Below are 17,288 nucleotides of genomic sequence, written 5' to 3'. Positions count from 1 at the left end.
AAGCAGACCGTTTCATCACACGTATTTGCAGCCGATCAGAGTTTCGGAGCAGGGGGCTTGATGGGGGGCTGCTGGCCGCTGACGACGCCTTTGGCTTTCGTGGGGCGTTTGTAGATGGTGTCGCCACAGGCGATGAAGAGTTCGCTGAGGTGTTTGCCGCCGAAGCAGACGTCGAGCGCGGGCCTCGGGGTCGAGATGATGAAGTTCACACGGCCTGCTTGGTCGAGCACTTGGATGCCGAGGGAGGTGGCGACGTAGAGCCAGCCGTTGGTGTCCACGCAGAGGCCACCTACATCAGGCTTCGTTCCTTTTGCAACCTCAAGCTCCCCGTAACTCTGCGCCTCTGCCATTGCAGGTTCGGTGCTGCCCTTCTGCCCTGCGGCGAAAGGGTCACTTGGCAGTGTCGGACTCGGCGTAATCAGCACACTAGCGATGAAGGAACTGTCTTTTTGAGCCAGGTAAATATGCGTTTGATCAGGCGAGAGACAGATGCCTGTAATCATTGATGGAGCAGGCAGAAAGATCGAATGTTGCAGTATCCTATTTTGATCCAGTAGCATCACACTAGCGTGATCCCCTTCAGCAAAAGGTTCATGATTGTCTTGTTTGTGACCGAGTCCCGTTAGTAACGTGATTTCACCTCCGCCAAAAGCCAAAAGTCCTTCAGGACACCTGCTGGGTTTGTTCATAACCCCAGCTTTATCGATTTCTCCGATTCGCACGACTCCCTCACCTCCAGATACACAGACGACGGGCAATCCAGATTTGGCACAAGCGATACTCCACAGCTTGTGTGCCCCTCTTACTCCCGGCGAATAGCTGCTTACATGCCCATCGGGACCATATCGCCAAACGGGCTTTGGAAATTCATGAGCAAAGAACACGTCGCCGCTTTGGTTTGAAGCCATGTGATGAATTCGCAGAGAATCATCTTTATTCGTCCTTGGTAATTCAAGTGGACTCCACTCCCCAGCCCCCACGACCTCATACCCCTTCCACTTCGATTCGCCTTTGGGGTTGGCATTGATCTCCATGGTGGTCTGCCAGTCGCGCCAGAGCCAGCGGAGGACTTCGGGGAAGATCTGGGTGGCGTGTTTGGCGTTGTGGCCGCCTTCGCCCCAGGCGTGGTTCACGTCGTAGCCGGCCCAGGTGAGGCTGCGTTCCATCATCTGGTTCGCCATCCACCAGTCGCCGCAGTAGAGGTTGTTATCGCCAGTGCCGCTTTGGAGGAAGATGCGGAGGGGCTTGGGCTCGAATTTGCGGACGAGGACGGGGAGCTGATCGGCGCCATGGATGCCGACGTAGGTGCCGACGCCGGTGAAGACGCGGCGGAAGCGGTCTGGCCGATGCCAGGCGACCATGAAGGCGCAGATGCCGCCGCTGCTGTTGCCAGAGATGGCTGCGTGATTGGGATCCGTGCTCAATGTCAGGCCATGCTTTGATTCGATGGCGGGTAGGAACTCATTGATCAGGAAGTCGGAGTAAGTGGGCGTGATGCTGTCGTATTCGTAGCTGCGATTGAAGCGCGGGAGGGCGTTGTCATTCGCGGCGGGGACAATACCGGGCTTGATGAAGATGCCGACGAGTGGCGGGATCTCTTTCCTGGCGATGAGATTGTCGAAGACGACGGGAGCCTGGTAGATGACGCCGTCCTGAAAGACCATGAAGGCGGAGGGCTGTGTCTTATCGAGCCCGGCGGGCAGGTAGATCTGGTAGTCGCGCTCGGTGCCGGGGAAGACGCTGCCATCGCGGGCGGTGTAGCTGCCTTTGATGATCTCGCCCTTTGGCACAGTTGCCTGCGGCTGGGAATCCGCCGTGAGGGGGAAGTCGGGCTCGGCGGCGTGGGCGGCGAGAAGGAGAAACGGCAGGAAGAGGAGTCGGCGCATGAGATAAGGGGAGACGTTCAGGAACATCCCGACCTATCTTGTCTCGTTCTTCGGCGGATTTCCCTCAGTGAGATAAAGGATGGAGGTGACCCCCTTGCCGATGGCACCCTGCACGACAGCGGACACCTCGCGTTCGAGATCGCCGACACGGACGCGGACGACGATGCGCTGCGTCGGGCTGTCCACGGAGATGATATTTGCGAGGGGCGAGTTCGTGGGAATGCCGAGCATGACCAGAGCGCTTGGCATATCCAAGCGCATGTCATCTTGGGTGCTGCGAATGCCATCGGGGCCGAGGCGGTTCCTTTGCAGGTTTTGCGCAGTGGTCATGCTCACCCCAGTAATGGTGGTGATGACCTCGGGGCGGGCTTCATTGACATCCAGCTTCCCCGAAGCCAGCACGCTGAACCAATTGCGCCAATCGGGATTCGCCTGCTCGACGAGTTCCATGCCACGCACGAGGCTCATCTCTTCAATGGAACGGAAAGGGCGGTTGAAGGGGCGGCCATCGTTTCCGTAGTGCTTGCTCTCCGCGCCGTTGATGTGCTTGAAGTCATCCTGGTCCACCCAGTCGAGGAGGCAGTCGATGATGCCATCCGCCTTGGAGAGTTCGAGCCCCCAGTTCCGGAAGATGCGGCGGAAGGTTTCCCGATCTTCAGACTGGAGGAGGACGTTGGGATTCAGCAGGCCGTCTTCGCCAGTCATCTGCACTTCGTATTGCTCGTCATCGTTGATCTGACGGCGCAGAAGAGGATCGTCTGGTTCGATCTCTGGGTTCATCGCCAGGGCGAGCCCGGTCTCTGCCAACATGCGGGCACGGAAGACCTGCCGCTTCGCCGCAGCAGCATCGAGATCCTGAGTGAGCAGCAGAGAAGCCCCGGCGACCAGTCCCAGCAACAACGCGATGACCCAAAGCACCGCCAACAGAGCGGCACCGGAGGTGGTGCGTGAGGTGACTGGAGGATGGGAGATCATTGCTGGAGTCCGCCCCCCCCTGGAATGGGCGAGGGAGAATTCAGGCCCGGGTTTGAATTGTTGAGAGGGGGATTCGGGTTGTTGGGATTCGGGTTCAGGTTATTTGGGTTGTTCAGGTTATTCAGGTTGTTTGCATTCTGAATGATCTGATTGGCAGCATTTGGCAAGATGGGTGGAAGCCAGAAGACGGAGCGGGACTCGAAGCCATCATCGAGCTGAAGATTCATCTCAGCCATGATGGGACGGCGGGCCTGCTTCCAATTGTTCTCCCAGCGGTTGGTGCTGGCATCGAAGAACTTCCACTCGAAGCGGCTCACATTGTCCAGCAGCGGCAGGGTGATCTGATCTTTGGAGTAGCGGACGGTTTGATTGGAGCGGATGGCCTGGGTCTGCTTTTGGTCCAGCACACGTAGCATGACGCGAAGGTAGCCGCCGGGGCGCTCCTCGGCATACACATCCATGCTGGTGTCAGGAGCGAGCGAGGTGCCCGGCGTGAAGGAACTGCCGCCATTGGCGATGTTCAGCGTGGGCACATAGCTGCTGCCGCTCTGCTTCACCGTAAGACGTACCTCGGCCTCTCCCGGCAGGGTGCGGAAGGAACGGCGCATGAACTCGATGAAGTTCTGCCGGATGAGGGAGCGATCCTGCGAAATGGAAATGCTCTCGGTGAGTTCCAGCGTGGACTGGGAGATGGAGAAGATGCCCGCGATGAGCATCACGAACATCGAGAGCGCGATGATCATCTCAAACAATGTGAAGCCTGCGGCACGCAGATGTCCGCGCGCGCTTTGGTCAGAGAGGTGAGAGACGCGCTTCATGACTATTGCACGGGTATAAAAGAGCCCGCGTAGCGCAGGGTTTCCGCACTAACCTCGGTGGGGCCACTGCCGTCATTCCAGCGGGCGATGGCGCGGATGTGATACATGTCCTGGAGGAACTGGCCTTTTTGATTCTTGAGGTCTTTGACCTGCTCGATGATGACGCGGTAGGACACTCCATCACTCCCCGCCTTGATCTCTTCTTCGAGATCCCGGATCTGCGGAGCCTTGCCATACTCGTCGATCAAGGATTCCAGGGTCTGCTCGACTTCGAGGAACTTCTGCGAGTCTGTGGCGACATCGGCGATCTTGTTGATCGTGCCCACGAGGGCGAGTGCGGCGATGGAGAACACGGCCAAGGCGAGCACGACCTCCAGCAGCGTCATGCCGCGTTGAGCGCGGGATGCTTGAATAAAGCCGTGCGGAAGTCTCATTGGGTGACGCCTCCGGTCAGTGCGTGAAATTTCACTTCGCGGAAGCCGCCTGTGGGATCCTCCAGGCGGACGATGATGGGTTCGCAGATGCCCTGCTCACCGAATCGCCATGTCTGGCCCTCGGCTTTTTCCCAGCCTTTGCCATTCCAACGTTTGATGAAGACTTTGATGCCCTTCCCATGGCTGTAACTGCCCAGCTCCCCGGAGCTGGCCCCGATCACGCCGAAGCTTTCTTTATCAAAGCCAATGGTCATGCCGCGATGCTGGATCACGGCGGTGTTCATCGCATACTTCGACATCTGCCCAAGCCGCTGTGCGGGTTCATCCAGCGGATCGACTTGATCAAAGTATGCGAAGCTGCCCACGCCCACCCCGATGACCATGACCATGACACTCATCACCAGGATGAGTTCCAGCAGAGTGAAGGCTCCGCTGGCGCGTGGTGATGGTGGGAGGATTTTCATGACTCATACGCCAGTGCGGATGAAACGGTGAACTCAGCGCACATCGTCATCCGTGCCTTCGCGCTTATCCGCTCCGGCGGAATAGATCTCGTAGGCTTTGCCATCCTTGCCTGGGCTCTTGTAGATGTACTTGTTGTCCCAGGGATCAATGATGCCGTTCTCCTCCATGAAGGGCTTCTTCACGGGCGCATTGGCCGGTGGTTTGACGAGGGCATCCAGCGAGGGCGGCAGGTTGCGATTGTTGACCTTGTACATTTTGACGGCGGTGGACACGGTGCCGATCTGGGCGCGTGCGGCGGTGATTTTGGCCTGCTCATCGAATTCACCCAATGTGGACGCGCCGATGGCGATGAGGATGGCGATGATGGCTAGCACGAGGATCATCTCCATCAGAGTGAAGGCGGAGCGGATGCTGCGAGCGAGGCGGCGTGAGGTGGGCTGGATTTTCATGGAGGGTAAGCAGGGTGAAAGCTTGGAAAGCGATGCTGGCAGATTGTTCGGAAGTCGTCACCACCAAATCGTGGGATCAACGCCGTGTGTTCAATGTGGCGACGGTGTCGTAGATGATGGTGATCATCATGTAGGCCATGACGCCGACGAGCCCTGCCATGACGAGGATGATCATGGGTTGGAGCATGGCCATGAGCTTTTCGAGGCTCTTTTCCAGTTCGCGGCCACAGCGGTCGGCTGCACGACGGAGGGTGCCGCTGATGTCGCCGGTATGCTCGCCGATGCGAACCATTTCCAGCAGGTTGATCGGGAAGAGGGCGGTCTTTTCCAATGAACGCGAAAGCGCCGAGCCATCGCGGACGCCGTCGATGACGTTCACGAGCTGCCTTTGAATGAACTGGTTTGCCGAAATGCGGGAAGCGAGTTCCAGGCCTTTGAGCAAAGGCAGACCGCCGCCGGTGAGCGAGGCGAGTGTTTCGAGAAACTGCGTGTGGAAGTTCGCCATGAGCACATTGCCGAAAAAGGGAATCTTGAGCTTCGTCTCATCCCAGGCGGGGCGGCCTTTCTTCGAGCCGGACCAGACCCAGAAGGCGAGCCCAATCAAAGCCGTGCCCGCCAAAAGCAGCCACCAGTAGCTGCGCATGAAGGCGGAGAAGTCGAGGATGAGCTGCACGCCTTTCGGCACGCCGCCGCGCATCCGGGACATCATGCCACTGAGGCGAGGAATGAGGAAGGTGGTGAAGATGATGGTCACGGCCACGGCCGAGAAACCGAGGAAGCCGGGATAGATCAGCGCCACGGCGACCTGGCTTTTCAGCTCGCGCACTTTAGCGAGATACTGCCCCTGGCGCTTCATGGATTCGGAGAGTGATCCACCCGCCTCGCCTGCAGCGGCGACAGCGCAGAAGAGTTCGTTGAAGCTCGGCGAGGACTGCTTCAGCGCGCTGCTGAAGGGATGACCTTCGCGGATGAGATTACCCAGACGTGCGGCGATGCGGCTGTGGGTTCCCGTGGTTCCCTTCCCTTCCATCAGCTTGAGAGCCTGCTCCAGACGCATCCCGGCTTCGAGGAGTTCGCCGAGTTCCTCGGTGAAAAGCTGGAGCTGCTTGCCGCCGAGCTTGATCGGCCCATTTGCCACTTCTTCCGCCGCAGCGGCTTTGCCTTTGGCGGTGGTTGGAGCGGCTTTGACTCCGCGGACAGGTGTTTTTGCCGCACCTTCTTTGACCTGAAAGGGCTGCAACCCCTTGCCAGTCAGCGCTCGCACGGCGCTGGCGCGGTCCTGTGCGTCGATGGAACCTGAGACGTCACGTCCGGCGGCATCAGAGGCTTGATAGGCGAAGGTGGGCATGAGGGTGAATGACGAAATCCGAATGACGAATGCCGAAACCTAAATCACTGCTCCGACTCGGCGACGGTGACGCTGATGACTTCGTCGATGGAGGTGAGACCGGCTAAAATTTTGCGGACGCCGTATTCACGCATGGGGCGGTAGCCGTCCTTGTAGGCCTGCACGTAGAGCTGCGAATTGCTGGCTTTGTGGGTGACGAGCTCGCCCATGGCCGGGGTGAGGCGCACGAGTTCATAGATGGACATTCGGCCTCGATAACCCGTGGCGCGGCATGCCTCGCAGCCGCCTTCTTTGGCACGATAGACAGGGCTGATGATGGGGCCGCTGTATTGAAGCTGATCGTGCAGACGGGACTTCGCGTCGGGGTCAACTTCGCGGCATTCATTGCAAAGCACGCGCACGAGTCGCTGGGCGATGAAGGCGCGCACGGAACTCGAAACGAGGAAGGGCTCCACGCCCATGTCGATGAGTCGCATGATGCCTCCGAGTGCGTCATTCGTATGCAGGGTGCTGAAAACCAAGTGACCGGTCAACGCAGCGCGGATGGCAATTTCGGCGGTCTCAAGGTCGCGCATTTCCCCGATCATCACGACGTTCGGGTCACCACGGAGAATGGAGCGCAGACCGGTGGCGAAGCTTAGATTGATCTCAGGCCGTACGGCGATCTGGACGACACCGGGGAGCTTGTTTTCCACCGGATCTTCGATGGTGACGATACGTCGGTGCTCGGTATTGAGCTGGCTGAGGAAGGTGTAGAGCGTCGTCGATTTGCCGGAACCGGTGGGACCCGTGACGAGGATGATTCCGTTGGGCTTCTTGAGCAGCGTCTCGACCTCAGCGCGCAGGTCGGGCTCGATGCGGAGCTTGTCGAGATTGAACTTCTCCTGCCCGAGCAAACGAAGGCTCACGCTCTCGCCCTCGACACTCGGAATGGTGGCGACTCGGACGTCGATGAATTGTCCGGCGATCTGGAGATTGATACGTCCATCCTGCGGGAGTCGGCGCTCGGCGATGTCGAGCTTGGCCATGACCTTCAGACGAGCGATCACGGACTGCTGGAGCTGTTTGATGTTCTCCGGCACGGGCACCTCACGCAAACGACCGTCGATGCGGTATCTCATGCGCAGCTTTTCTTCCATCGGCTCGACATGAATATCCGTGGCGTGCTGTTCCAGCGCTTCGCGGATAACCGTGTTCACGAACTTCACAACGGAGGCTTCCTCGTCATCGGCGTCGATGATATTTGCTTCGTCACGCTGTTCGAGGTCGGAACCATCCACGTCGCGACCTTTGAGGATCTCTTCGAATGTATCCGCACCCACGCCGTAGAAATCACGCATGGCATTGAGGAGACGTTTGCGCGGAGCGATCTCCAATCGCACTGGCGCATCCACTTCACGAGCGACGGCCTGATGGCCGATGAGATCAAAGGGATCGTAACCGACCACGACGAGCTTTTTCACCGTCGTGCCTTCTTCTTCGATGATCTTGATCGGCAGCAGGCGATGCCGCAAAGCCACACGCGGCGGCAGCAGGCGCTTCATCTCCGGTGCATCCGCAGAGTCGGGCAGCGGATTGGCAACAAAGCCAAGCCCCATTCGGGTGGCTAGCTGGGAGAGAAATGCCTCTTCATCGATGCTGCCGAGGTCGAGGAGTTGATTCACAACCGACGAACTCGGCGTGGCGGAGGGCAGAGGGATGCCGGAGCCTCCAGAGGACTCCAAACACTGCACGAGAGCTTGCCGGATATTCTTCATCAGTTCACGGAGCCTTCGGCAGAGCCTCAGGCGGGAAAAGGCTGGTGTCGATGATCGATCCATCCTCCTGGATGGTTTCGATCTCGATCTTCATCGGCGCGGAACCTTCATCCGGCGCATAGCCATACTTTTCCAAAAGCTCGACCACATAGGCCACGGCCAAGTTTTGCGCCGTAAAGTGCCGGGAAGCGATGCCCGTGAGATCTTCACGCAGCGTGCCGGTGATCAAGGCACTGCCGATCATGCCGATGGAGCCGTCCTCTGCCGGGCCTTTGTCGGATTCATCATCGGCGGCGAGAAGGCGGCCTGTGAGAGACTCTGCCACACGAAGGACACGCTGACCCTCAGGTGTGTCGAGAAGTAGCGAGCGGTTCAAGTGTCCCGAGGCCGTGTAAAGAGCCTGAGAGTTGCCTGACACAGCCAGTGCCGAGAAGGCTGCTTTACGCTGGGTTGCATTCGCGGCGAGGAAGAACTTCGCGCCACTGTCTGCGACGGCGAAGTAGCGTCCGCCTTCATCGGTCGTCAGAACCATCGTCGCTGCACCGCCATTGGCGGGAGCCACGAGGTAGGCGCTGCGATAGCTGCTGAAGTTCACCGAGTCCGCCTCCGGGGTGAAAACCAGTTCGTAAATCAACCACTGCGCATGCGCACCCGAAAGGCCCGCAAACCAGAGTGCGGCGGCAATAAGAAGTGGGGCGATACGTGGGGTTGGAACCATTAGGGCGCGTTTTGTAGCTGCAAGAGACTCCCTTGTCGAGTGGCGCGTTGAAACGGCATGGGAAGGTTTGCGATAGTTTTGTCACCCAGCCCAGGATCGATGACCGATTCTTTGTATTTTCTGAAATCAAAAGCTCTGGGATGACCTGCGGCGATGCTTGTGCCAGAGGTGCCGACTTCCCTGCTCCGCCGTGCTGACTTCCGACTTCGACTACCATCTCCCGCCTGAACTCATCGCCAGCGAGCCGCTGGCAGATAGATCGAGTTCGCGCATGATGGTGGTGCATCGGGACAGCGGCCTGATCGAGCACCGGATGTTCCGCGATTTGCCGAACTTCCTCACGCCGGAGGATATGCTGGTGCTGAACAACACCCGCGTGGTCCCTGCGCGATTCTTTTCCAATGATGGCACACGCGAAGTCCTGCGACTGGAGCCGATCACCCCCACGCTCTGGCGCTGCATGGTGAAGCCTGGAAAGCGATTCCGCCTTGGTCACACCGTGGCCATCGGAGACTCCACGGGCACCGTGAAGGAGATTCTGGAGAACGGGGAGCGCATCATCGAATGGGATGCCCCGGTGGATGAAAATCTCCATGGGCATCTGGCGCTGCCGCACTACATGGGGCGGGATGATCAGCCGATGGACCGCGAGCGCTACCAAACCGTCTTTGCGAAAAGCGAGGGTGCCATCGCCGCGCCAACAGCAGGGCTGCATTTCACGCCCGAACTGCTCGCCACCTTGCCGCACACCTTTGTGACACTGCATGTCGGTGTGGGGACCTTCCAGCCGGTGAAAGCAGAGAAGATCGAGGAACATACGATGCATTCGGAGGCCTATGAGGTCAGTGCGGAGACAGCGGCCAAAATCTCGAAGGCCGAACGCATCGTTGCTGTCGGCACCACGTCGCTGCGCACACTTGAAACCGTGGCAAGGGATCACGGGCAAGTCGTGGAGGCTGCTGGCAGCACCGACATCTTCATTTACCCAGGCTACCGTTTCCGGGCGGTGGGCGCGTTGCTGACCAATTTTCACCTGCCCAAGTCCACGCTCATCATGCTGGTGAGCGCCTTTGCTGGCAAAGAATTGATCATGAGCGCCTACGCCGAGGCGATCCGCGAGCGCTACCGCTTTTTCAGCTATGGTGACTGCATGCTGATTTTGTAGAACGTATTGATGGTATCTGTGACCTCTCGCGGGGGCTTTTTGTTCTCCTTGCCTCGGAGTCGAACATCAAGTCCCGAGTCTTGGTTCGGGGCTTGAGTTGCGAGGAGGGCATGGCAGTATCGGCCTCCCTTCCCTTTTATGTTTTATATTTCCACGCGCGGACAAACGCGCCCGCATACCTTTTCTGAAGCTGTCGAAGCCGGGCTGGCTCCTGATGGAGGCCTCTTTCTGCCGGAAAATCTGCCGAGCATCGCGGACAAGCTCGCAGGCTGGGAAAAGCTCACGTATGCGGAGCTGGCGGCGGAGTTTCTCTCGATCTTCGGGCCCGAGATCCCGCTGGAAGAGTGGCACTCCCTGACGGCAGAGGCGTATCGGCGCTTCGATACACCCGAGGTGGCACCATTGAAAAAGATCTCGGACAAGACCTACGTCCTGGAACTCTGGCACGGCCCCACGCTGGCCTTTAAAGACTTCGCCCTGCAACTGCTCGGACTGCTCTACAAGCGGCAGGTCAAGCTCAGCGGGAAGAAGCTCGCCGTGCTCGGCGCCACCTCGGGTGACACCGGCAGCGCGGCGATCCATGGCTGCATGGGGCAGGAGGGCATCGAAATATTTATCCTTTATCCAAACGGACGCGTGGCCCCCCTGCAGGAGCGGCAGATGGCATGCACCGGGGCGGCCAATGTTCACGCCATCCCAGTTCCGGGCACCTTTGATGATGCCCAGCGTGTCGTGAAGGAGTGCTTCGGGGATCATGCGTTCGTCCGCGAAGTCAATCTCTCCGCCGTCAACAGCATCAATATCGCCCGAGTGCTCGCCCAGTGCGTCTATTACGTCTGGGCCTGGCTGCGCCTGCCGCCCGAGGCGCGCGCCACCGTGGAGTTTGTGGTGCCCACAGGGAACTTTGGCAACGTGCTGGCGGGTTGGATGTGCCAGCAGATGGGGCTTCCCTGCGGTTCCTTCCGCGTGGCGACGAACCAAAACGACATTCTGCACCGCTTCTTCAAGTCGGGCGACTACCAGCAGGGCGAGGTGAAGCCCAGCCACGCGCCGAGCATGGACATCCAGGCCGCATCTAACTTTGAGCGCTACCTCTACTTCATGCTGGGGAAAGACCAAGGCCGCGTGCGCGAGGTGATGCAGCGCATGAAGGCCGGGGAAAAGGTCACCTTCCCCAGGGTGCCCTCCAGCTTCCGCAGCAGCCGGATGGAAGACGCGACCATCCCCCTCGTCATCGCGCAGATGTGGAAGGACTGGCAGTACGTCATCGATCCACACACGGCCTGTGCCTTTACTGACATGGCGCAAGACCGCGTGAGTGTGGTGATGAGCACCGCCAGCCCGGCAAAGTTCCCCGAAGTGGTGCAGGAAGCCACGGGCAGCGAGCCCGTGCATCCCTCCCTGGAAGCGCTGAAGTCGAAGCCGCTGAAGACGCATCCGCTGGAGGCCACGGATGTTGCCGTAAAAGCCTTTCTCCGCGCCACCCTTTGACCGATTCCCATGTGGCGCGAATTGACCGACCTCTGGCAGAGCGTACGCGATCCCCAATACGCGCATCTGCTGCTGGAGTCGCTGCCACTTTACGGGTTGGGGATTGGATTGACGTTTCTCATCGTGGCCTTCCTGGCGGGGGAAAAACGGACCCGCCTGCTGGCCCTGGCGGTGATTGCTCTCTCCTGCGCGAGTGTCTGGCCCTACCTCTCCTTTCTGCTGGAGGCCACACCGCGCATACTGGCCACGAGGCCGGTCTCCTTTGGGGAGATGATCGAAAAACAAACTCAACTGCGACAGGACACGGCCTGGGTGTATTACGCGATGGTGGCGATCTGCGTGCTGGCCATGGCTTTGACGAAGTCCCGCTATGCCCGGCATGGAGTGCTAGCCGTGGTCGTGGGCGGTGTACTGACCTTCTGGATGAGCGTCTGGCTGCATAAAAAGGAGTGTGAGGTGTATCACCCTAACATCACCCTGCCGCAGGCCTCCCGGCGCTGAGTCCCGGCATCGAGGCGAAAAACTTGGTGGAATGATGCGCTGGGGATTGACCCGGGGTATGGGCGGTCCACTCTCGGCTCTCATTTTACCATGGAACACGTCCTCGTCATCCCCCGCCCGCTCCTCGATCAACTCGGCAGCTTCCAAGGCTTCCAGCCAGAGGTGGAGCGCTATCTGGGGGCGATGCTGGCACCTGGAGCGAACTTTTTTATGGAACGGCCTGCTGCGGAGCTGGACCCAACTCACAAGCAACTGATCCCGTACTCGATCTTTCACCACGCGGGGCGCTACCTGTGCTATACGCGGGGCGGAAAGTCGGGGGAGAAGCGTCTGGTGGCGAAGCGGTCAGTGGGCATCGGCGGGCACATCAATCCGGTGGACCAAAGCCACGATGGGCTGGGTGAGTCGATGTATTTCAACAGCATCGAACGAGAGATCACGGAGGAACTGGTGATCGGGGGGACGCACACGCAGGAGGTGATCGGTCTGATCAATGACGACTCCAGTGAGGTGGGGAGTGTGCATCTGGGCGTGGTGCATCGCTTTGAGCTGAGCAGTGATGAGGTGCAGTCGAACGAAGACGCGATCCAAGATCTGGGCTTCTACACGCTGGCAGAACTGCGGGCGATGCGGGAAGAGCTGGAGACATGGTCCCAGATCATCGTCGATCACTTGAAGGACTGAGAAGGTCCACCCCATCGCTGGGGTGGGTGAGACTCAGGAGTTGGCGTCGGCAGCCCGGCGGATGCTGGAGATGACGTCGCTGATCTTCAGGTCGATGCGCTGGCGCTTCTTGAAGTAGCTGACTTCTTCGAATCCGGCTTCGGAGAGGTTGTTCAAGGCGGTGATAAAATGCTCGCCAACACGTGGGGCGCGGTGGGAGTCACTGCCGAGGACGATGGGGATCTTGCGTTCGGCCATCATGCGGAGCATTTCGTTTCCGGGGTTCATCTCGGAATAGCTCTTGTTGAGGCCAGAGGTGTTCATCTCCATGGCGACGCCGGTCTTGGCGATGCGGTCGAGGACGGTGGAGACGGTATTCTTGATGATGGCGAAGCACCAACTGTCCGGGTGGTAGTTTTTGACCAGGTCAGGATGGGCGACGCAGTCATAGAGGCCGGTCTCGGCGCTGGCGGCGAGGTGTTCGAAGTAGGTGCGGCGGAAGCCTTCGATGGTGCCCTGCTCGTAGCGGTGGAGGTACTCTTTGGCCTGCCAGTGGACGGCGCCGAGGCAGTAGTCGAAGTCGGCGCGCTTGTGGAGGTCTTCGATGTATTTCTCGTAGCCGGGGAAGTATTCGCTCTCGATGCCGAGGCAGACGTCGAGCTTGTTTTTGTAGGCGGCTTTGGCGCGCTGGACGAGGCTGACGTATAGGTCGAACTCGCTCTCGGACATGCGGACGATCTGCCAGAAGCCGTCGGGCATGGGGCAGTGGCAGGTGAAGATGATGCCTTTGAGGCCGGACTTCACGCCCTGGGCGCAATATTCTTCAGGCTCTCCCCAAGCGTGCTTGCACAGCGGGGTGTGCATGTGGGAGTCGTAGTAAAGTGCGCCAGACTTGGTGGCGGCGGGCTTTTCGGTCGAGATGACGGGCGGCTTGGCCGGGGCGATGGGCTCGGAGGGGAAAAGGGGAATGTTGACCTTGCCTGGGAGGGCTTTGGTGGACGGTTTGGGGGCGGGTTTGGGGGGAGGTGGCACAGGTGTCGGCGCGATGATTTTGAGCAGCGCTGGCACGGGAGGCACCACGGGTGCCGGAGCTGGAGCCGGCGCGGTGGTTTTGGGGACTGCCACGGGGGCAGGTTTGACGGGGAGAGATTTTGCCTTGGCCGGGCTCGATGCCGCAGCTTTGGCGGCGGGCTTGGGTGCTGGCGCTGGCTTCTTGGCTGGTGCTTTCACCGGCGCGGACTTTTTAGGGGCTGGCTTGGCAGGCTTTTTGGCTGGGATGGGCTTTTTAGGTGCTGGCTTTTTGGCCGCGGGCTTGGCAGACGGCTTCTTCTTGGGGGTGGGCTTGGATGGAGTCTTTTTCGGTGCCGGCTTGGGAGCCGGTTTTTTCGCTTTTGCCTTGGTTGATGCGCTTTTACTCACGATTCAGCTCCTCCTGTGTTGAAGTATTATCCAGCCCTTACCCTCCACGCTTGTGATACGGACCGCCCGCGAACTGGCGGTGGGCCCTGGGTAACAAAGTCGTAAGGTTAGGGGAACATTGGTCCAGTTGCCAAGCTTCAATTGCTCCAAGAGCGAACGAAATTGAGGGTCATCTCGATTAAAGTAGGCATAAACTGTGCCCTGCTCGGCGGGATGCTTGAGTTCGATGACTTCCTGAGAGAGGTCGGTTTGGGCGTCGATGAAGTTGACGGGCTTGGAAGCAATGACGCGGAAGAGGGTGGGATGGTCGGGGCGTGTGGAGAGGAAGTCCTTCCAGTCGATCTCGCTGTAGCGGACACTGCTTTCCCAATCTACGAGGAAGCTGCCGTTTTCGGATTCCTCAATGATGACACAGATGGGATCAGAGCCGGTGAAGAGTGTCTGGGCATAGGCGAGGCGGTGACCGGGCTCGTCCATGGGCATGATCCAGCCGACGCCCTGCCACTGGCCGGTGGTGATGGGATGCTTCTGATAATAGACATCCATGAGACTCTGGACACGTGCCCGGTCCCGTGAGGAGGCTGCTTTCTCGGCTATGGTGGTGGCAGTGAAGAATCTCTGCACGACTTCCTCGATTTTCGGACGCTTTTCTTCGATGCCGCTAATCCCGGGTTTTAACGTGGCGGACGGCTCGGCAATCTGGGTGCTGACCTCCCTCGGAGATGGTAGGGCTTGCTCGGCGGTTTTGGGGGGCAAAACTGGTCGCGTTAGATTGATGCGCGCATCTTTGGGCTGAGGCTCGGAGCCTGACCAGCGGTGGTCTGCCAGCGAGGTGGTCGAGTCTTCGAGATAGCTGGGATCAATCTTGGGACCTTCTTTGTCCAACTGGGTGACTGCGACATAAAAAACCACGGCCACGGTGACGACCAAAGCAGTGCAGCCAACGAGTTTGGATAGACCATTGAGCACGGCTTCACGACGCCGCAGGCGGCTGGTGCGAGACTGTACAGGGCGGTTGGACATAGCTTTTTTCCCTGGAATGGAGCCGAAGGCGGGAATCGAACCCGCGACCCGCGCATTACGAATGCGCTGCTCTACCGCTGAGCTACTTCGGCCCGTGCCATGGAACGCGAAGGTCACGATATAGCGGCTGGCTTCAAAATTGTCATTTTCTTTCTGCCTTGCTGCGGAGAAAAATGCCCCGGGAGTGTGAGTGGACTTGCGTCTTGGGGCAGTGAGCCGGACAATTTCATCCCTCTACCATGTCCGTACCAGCACCTGCTCCATCCCCTTATGCCGAATTTCAGGCTGAACTGGCTGAGATTCACCGGCATAAATGGCTGGTCAGCGAAAAGGAGGGGCGGGATGTCGGTTTTGAGCGTGCTCTAACGGAATGGGTTGAGGAGCATCGCCCCAAGTGGCGTCGCCAGCGCAATCTGCGTCACAGTTCAAAAAAGCTGGCTTGAGTATGCGTGGAAACTGGCTTTGTCCGACTTCCTATGAAGCGACTCTGCCTGCACACCATCACCACAAAACCCTGGAGCACGGAGGAGTGCATCCGTAAATATGCTGATGCCGGTGCAGGCGGCATCACTTTCTGGCGTTACAATCTGGAGGGGCGTGACGCAGCTGCGGTAGGGCGGCAGACACGTGATGCCGGGTTGGATATCGTGAGTCTTTGCCGTGGGGGATTTTTTCCAGGATCGACCGTCGCAGTTCGCCAGCAGTCCATCGATGACAATCGTCGCTGTATCGAGCAGGCACAGGCGCTCGGGGCACCGCTGATCGTACTCGTCTGCGGGGCAGTGCCGGGACAGCCGCTGGAGGAGTCGAGAAAGCAGATTGTCGAGGGCATCGCAGCCGTGCTGCCGGACGCCGAGGCGGCGGGGGTGAAGCTGGGGATCGAGCCATTGCACCCGATGTATGCGGATGACCGCAGCGCGGTGAACACGATGCGGCAGGCCAATGACATCTGCGATGCGCTGGGTTCACCAGCCATGGTGGGAATCGCGGCGGATGTGTATCACATCTGGTGGGACCCGGAGCTGGAGCATCAGATCCAATTCACCGCAGCGCAGGAGCGGCTATTCGCTTTCCACATCTGCGACTGGAAGACACCGACGACGGATCTGCTGAATGATCGCGGGCTGATGGGCGAGGGCTGCATCCCCATTCGAAAGATCTCCGACTGGGTGGATGCCACCGGTTTCCAAGGACACCGCGAGGTGGAGATCTTCTCGAACCGCTACTGGGCCATGGATCAGGACGAGTGGCTGAGCAAGATCACGACATCCTATCAGGAATTGTATGTCTGTGGTTGAATGGGTCAGTCGTTCACAAGTACGCGGTTGAGCATGGTCTTGAGGCGCTGGCTCATTTTCGGCTTGGCGACTGGGATCCGAGCCTCTTCCTGTTTGATGCGTTCGATGTTCATCGCCGCCCTGGCATCTTCTGCATCAGGGCTGGAACCAGGAGAGTCATAGATGCTCGGAGGCAGGTCATCCATGCCACGGACGATGCGCGGCTGGATAAAGATGAGCAGCTCGCTGTTTGAGATAGCTCTCTGGCGCGAACCGAAGATTTTGTTCAAGCCCGGGATCAAAGAAATGATCGGAGTGCCCGTGCGTGTTTTCGTGTCGTCTGTGCGCACCAATCCTCCGAGCAGCACGGTGGAGTTGTTCCGGCAGGCGACGATGGTGTTGAGTTCCTGCTTGGTGATGATGGGATAGTTATTGCCCGCGATGACGGTATTGCCTGCACGTTCACTGTTCTGCTGGGAGATTTGCAGGGTCAGTTCGTCATCGGAATTGATCAGCGGGATGATGTTCAGGCTGAGCACGATGTCCTGATACTGGACGTTGGAGAGGAAGCTGTTGTTGTTGATCCCGTTCTGGAGCGAACTCTGTGTGGAGGAGGCGATGGGGAAGGATGAACCACTGGTCAGTGTGGCCGGTGTATTGTTCTGGGTGAAGACACTGGGTCGGGAGATGACTTTGAATTTGCTGTCAGTCTCCAGGGTTTCGATGATCAAATCCAGTCCTTGATGCACGCCACCGATGAACGTGAGTCCGTTGCCACTGGCAAAGGCTGATGCGGCACTGAGTGCGTCACGGGGATCGAAGCTGTTGGTCGTCGTCGTCGTTCCTGTGGTGGTGGTGGACCCCGGCAGCCCACTGCTGGCACCTGCCTGCCCAAAGAA

General features: G+C 59.1%; 18 protein-coding genes, 1 tRNA gene and 1 pseudogene. 7 read left to right on the top strand and 13 right to left on the bottom strand.

The window, feature by feature from the left end; translation table 11 throughout:
* Positions 1–35 precede the first annotated feature (35 nt).
* The 9 genes from AC6FTP_RS15170 to AC6FTP_RS15130 all read right to left on the bottom strand — a co-directional run bounded on the left by AC6FTP_RS15170 (position 36) and on the right by AC6FTP_RS15130 (position 8,850).
* A complete protein-coding gene (locus tag AC6FTP_RS15170; protein WP_497207760.1) occupies positions 36–1,886 on the bottom strand; it encodes an alpha/beta hydrolase-fold protein in 1,851 nt (616 codons plus the stop codon).
* Positions 1,887–1,919: 33 nt separating this feature from the next.
* Positions 1,920–2,861: a type II secretion system minor pseudopilin gene (locus tag AC6FTP_RS15165; protein ID WP_497207759.1), complete on the bottom strand. Its 942-nt coding sequence runs from the start codon at positions 2,859–2,861 to the stop codon at positions 1,920–1,922.
* Positions 2,858–3,679, bottom strand: a complete 822-nt coding sequence (locus AC6FTP_RS15160) for a type II secretion system protein GspJ (RefSeq protein ID WP_497207758.1) — start codon at positions 3,677–3,679, stop codon at positions 2,858–2,860. Before AC6FTP_RS15160 ends, AC6FTP_RS15165 begins: the two co-directional genes overlap by 4 nt.
* Positions 3,680–3,681: 2 nt before the next feature.
* The gene (locus AC6FTP_RS15155) at positions 3,682–4,113 is read right to left on the bottom strand and encodes a type II secretion system protein (RefSeq protein WP_497207757.1); all 432 of its coding nucleotides are present in this window, start codon (positions 4,111–4,113) and stop codon (positions 3,682–3,684) included.
* Positions 4,110–4,577, bottom strand: coding sequence for a hypothetical protein (locus AC6FTP_RS15150; protein WP_497207756.1), 468 nt, complete (start codon positions 4,575–4,577; stop codon positions 4,110–4,112). Before AC6FTP_RS15150 ends, AC6FTP_RS15155 begins: the two co-directional genes overlap by 4 nt.
* A 33-nt stretch (positions 4,578–4,610) precedes the next feature.
* Complete coding sequence (gene gspG / locus AC6FTP_RS15145) at positions 4,611–5,027, bottom strand: type II secretion system major pseudopilin GspG (RefSeq protein ID WP_497207755.1); 417 nt, start codon at positions 5,025–5,027, stop codon at positions 4,611–4,613.
* 76 nt (positions 5,028–5,103) lie between these two features.
* Complete coding sequence (locus tag AC6FTP_RS15140) at positions 5,104–6,375, bottom strand: type II secretion system F family protein (protein ID WP_497207754.1); 1,272 nt, start codon at positions 6,373–6,375, stop codon at positions 5,104–5,106.
* Between the two features lie 44 nt (positions 6,376–6,419).
* Positions 6,420–8,132 carry a GspE/PulE family protein gene (locus tag AC6FTP_RS15135; protein ID WP_497207753.1) on the bottom strand — a complete coding sequence of 571 codons (1,713 nt, stop codon included), beginning with the start codon at positions 8,130–8,132 and terminating at the stop codon, positions 6,420–6,422.
* 4 nt (positions 8,133–8,136) lie between these two features.
* Positions 8,137–8,850, bottom strand: a complete 714-nt coding sequence (locus tag AC6FTP_RS15130) for a hypothetical protein (protein WP_497207752.1) — start codon at positions 8,848–8,850, stop codon at positions 8,137–8,139.
* A gap of 190 nt (positions 8,851–9,040) precedes the next feature.
* Between AC6FTP_RS15130 and queA the strand changes: the two genes are divergently transcribed.
* The 4 genes from queA to AC6FTP_RS15110 all read left to right on the top strand — a co-directional run bounded on the left by queA (position 9,041) and on the right by AC6FTP_RS15110 (position 12,691).
* Entirely contained in the window at positions 9,041–10,015 is a 975-nt protein-coding gene (queA, locus tag AC6FTP_RS15125) for a tRNA preQ1(34) S-adenosylmethionine ribosyltransferase-isomerase QueA (protein ID WP_497207751.1), read from the top strand.
* A gap of 138 nt (positions 10,016–10,153) precedes the next feature.
* A complete protein-coding gene (thrC, locus tag AC6FTP_RS15120; protein WP_497207750.1) occupies positions 10,154–11,506 on the top strand; it encodes a threonine synthase in 1,353 nt (450 codons plus the stop codon).
* A gap of 9 nt (positions 11,507–11,515) precedes the next feature.
* On the top strand, positions 11,516–12,007 hold the full coding sequence (locus tag AC6FTP_RS15115; RefSeq protein WP_497207749.1) for a hypothetical protein: 492 nt from the start codon (positions 11,516–11,518) through the stop codon (positions 12,005–12,007).
* Positions 12,008–12,097: 90 nt separating this feature from the next.
* Complete coding sequence (locus tag AC6FTP_RS15110; protein WP_497207748.1) at positions 12,098–12,691, top strand: hypothetical protein; 594 nt, start codon at positions 12,098–12,100, stop codon at positions 12,689–12,691.
* A gap of 33 nt (positions 12,692–12,724) precedes the next feature.
* Here AC6FTP_RS15110 and AC6FTP_RS15105 read toward each other — a convergent pair whose 3' ends face one another.
* Complete coding sequence (locus AC6FTP_RS15105; RefSeq protein ID WP_497207747.1) at positions 12,725–13,795, bottom strand: histidinol-phosphatase; 1,071 nt, start codon at positions 13,793–13,795, stop codon at positions 12,725–12,727.
* Between the two features lie 31 nt (positions 13,796–13,826).
* Between AC6FTP_RS15105 and AC6FTP_RS15100 the strand changes: the two genes are divergently transcribed.
* Complete coding sequence (locus AC6FTP_RS15100; RefSeq protein ID WP_497207746.1) at positions 13,827–14,111, top strand: hypothetical protein; 285 nt, start codon at positions 13,827–13,829, stop codon at positions 14,109–14,111.
* On the opposite strand, the gene AC6FTP_RS15095 is transcribed toward AC6FTP_RS15100, so the two are convergent.
* Positions 14,093–15,112 (bottom strand): hypothetical protein, encoded by a 1,020-nt coding sequence (locus AC6FTP_RS15095; RefSeq protein WP_497207745.1) that lies wholly within the window; start codon positions 15,110–15,112, stop codon positions 14,093–14,095. The genes AC6FTP_RS15100 and AC6FTP_RS15095 overlap by 19 nt on opposite strands.
* Positions 15,113–15,129: 17 nt before the next feature.
* Positions 15,130–15,204 (bottom strand) — tRNA-Thr (locus tag AC6FTP_RS15090).
* Between the two features lie 144 nt (positions 15,205–15,348).
* On the opposite strand from AC6FTP_RS15090, the pseudogene AC6FTP_RS15085 reads away from it, so the two are divergent.
* Both AC6FTP_RS15085 and AC6FTP_RS15080 read left to right on the top strand, forming a co-directional pair.
* Positions 15,349–15,555, top strand: a pseudogene (locus AC6FTP_RS15085) (DUF4032 domain-containing protein); the annotation flags it as partial.
* A 33-nt stretch (positions 15,556–15,588) separates the two neighbouring features.
* Complete coding sequence (locus tag AC6FTP_RS15080; protein ID WP_497207744.1) at positions 15,589–16,410, top strand: sugar phosphate isomerase/epimerase family protein; 822 nt, start codon at positions 15,589–15,591, stop codon at positions 16,408–16,410.
* 5 nt (positions 16,411–16,415) lie between these two features.
* On the opposite strand, the gene AC6FTP_RS15075 is transcribed toward AC6FTP_RS15080, so the two are convergent.
* On the bottom strand, positions 16,416–17,288 hold an 873-nt coding region (locus AC6FTP_RS15075; protein ID WP_497207743.1), incomplete at its 5' end, for a type II secretion system protein GspD.

The sequence above is a fragment of the Prosthecobacter sp. genome, from assembly GCF_044378005.1.
Classification (GTDB): Bacteria; Verrucomicrobiota; Verrucomicrobiia; order Verrucomicrobiales; family Verrucomicrobiaceae; genus Prosthecobacter.
This window is presented reverse-complemented; position numbering and strand designations above follow the sequence as displayed.

Excerpts from the sequence above, each read along its gene's own strand:
- AC6FTP_RS15140 (WP_497207754.1), bottom strand. The coding sequence starts at position 6,375 with ATGCCCACCTTCGCCTATCAAGCCTCTGATGCCGCCGGACGTGACGTC.
- AC6FTP_RS15135 (WP_497207753.1), bottom strand. The coding sequence starts at position 8,132 with ATGAAGAATATCCGGCAAGCTCTCGTGCAGTGTTTGGAGTCCTCTGGA.
- gspG (WP_497207755.1), bottom strand. The coding sequence starts at position 5,027 with ATGAAAATCCAGCCCACCTCACGCCGCCTCGCTCGCAGCATCCGCTCC.
- AC6FTP_RS15095 (WP_497207745.1), bottom strand. The coding sequence starts at position 15,112 with ATGTCCAACCGCCCTGTACAGTCTCGCACCAGCCGCCTGCGGCGTCGT.
- AC6FTP_RS15160 (WP_497207758.1), bottom strand. The coding sequence starts at position 3,679 with ATGAAGCGCGTCTCTCACCTCTCTGACCAAAGCGCGCGCGGACATCTG.
- AC6FTP_RS15110 (WP_497207748.1), top strand. The coding sequence starts at position 12,098 with ATGGAACACGTCCTCGTCATCCCCCGCCCGCTCCTCGATCAACTCGGC.
- AC6FTP_RS15150 (WP_497207756.1), bottom strand. The coding sequence starts at position 4,577 with ATGAAAATCCTCCCACCATCACCACGCGCCAGCGGAGCCTTCACTCTG.
- AC6FTP_RS15080 (WP_497207744.1), top strand. The coding sequence starts at position 15,589 with ATGAAGCGACTCTGCCTGCACACCATCACCACAAAACCCTGGAGCACG.
- thrC (WP_497207750.1), top strand. The coding sequence starts at position 10,154 with ATGTTTTATATTTCCACGCGCGGACAAACGCGCCCGCATACCTTTTCT.
- AC6FTP_RS15170 (WP_497207760.1), bottom strand. The coding sequence starts at position 1,886 with ATGCGCCGACTCCTCTTCCTGCCGTTTCTCCTTCTCGCCGCCCACGCC.
- AC6FTP_RS15115 (WP_497207749.1), top strand. The coding sequence starts at position 11,516 with ATGTGGCGCGAATTGACCGACCTCTGGCAGAGCGTACGCGATCCCCAA.
- AC6FTP_RS15155 (WP_497207757.1), bottom strand. The coding sequence starts at position 4,113 with ATGAGACTTCCGCACGGCTTTATTCAAGCATCCCGCGCTCAACGCGGC.
- AC6FTP_RS15165 (WP_497207759.1), bottom strand. The coding sequence starts at position 2,861 with ATGATCTCCCATCCTCCAGTCACCTCACGCACCACCTCCGGTGCCGCT.
- AC6FTP_RS15130 (WP_497207752.1), bottom strand. The coding sequence starts at position 8,850 with ATGGTTCCAACCCCACGTATCGCCCCACTTCTTATTGCCGCCGCACTC.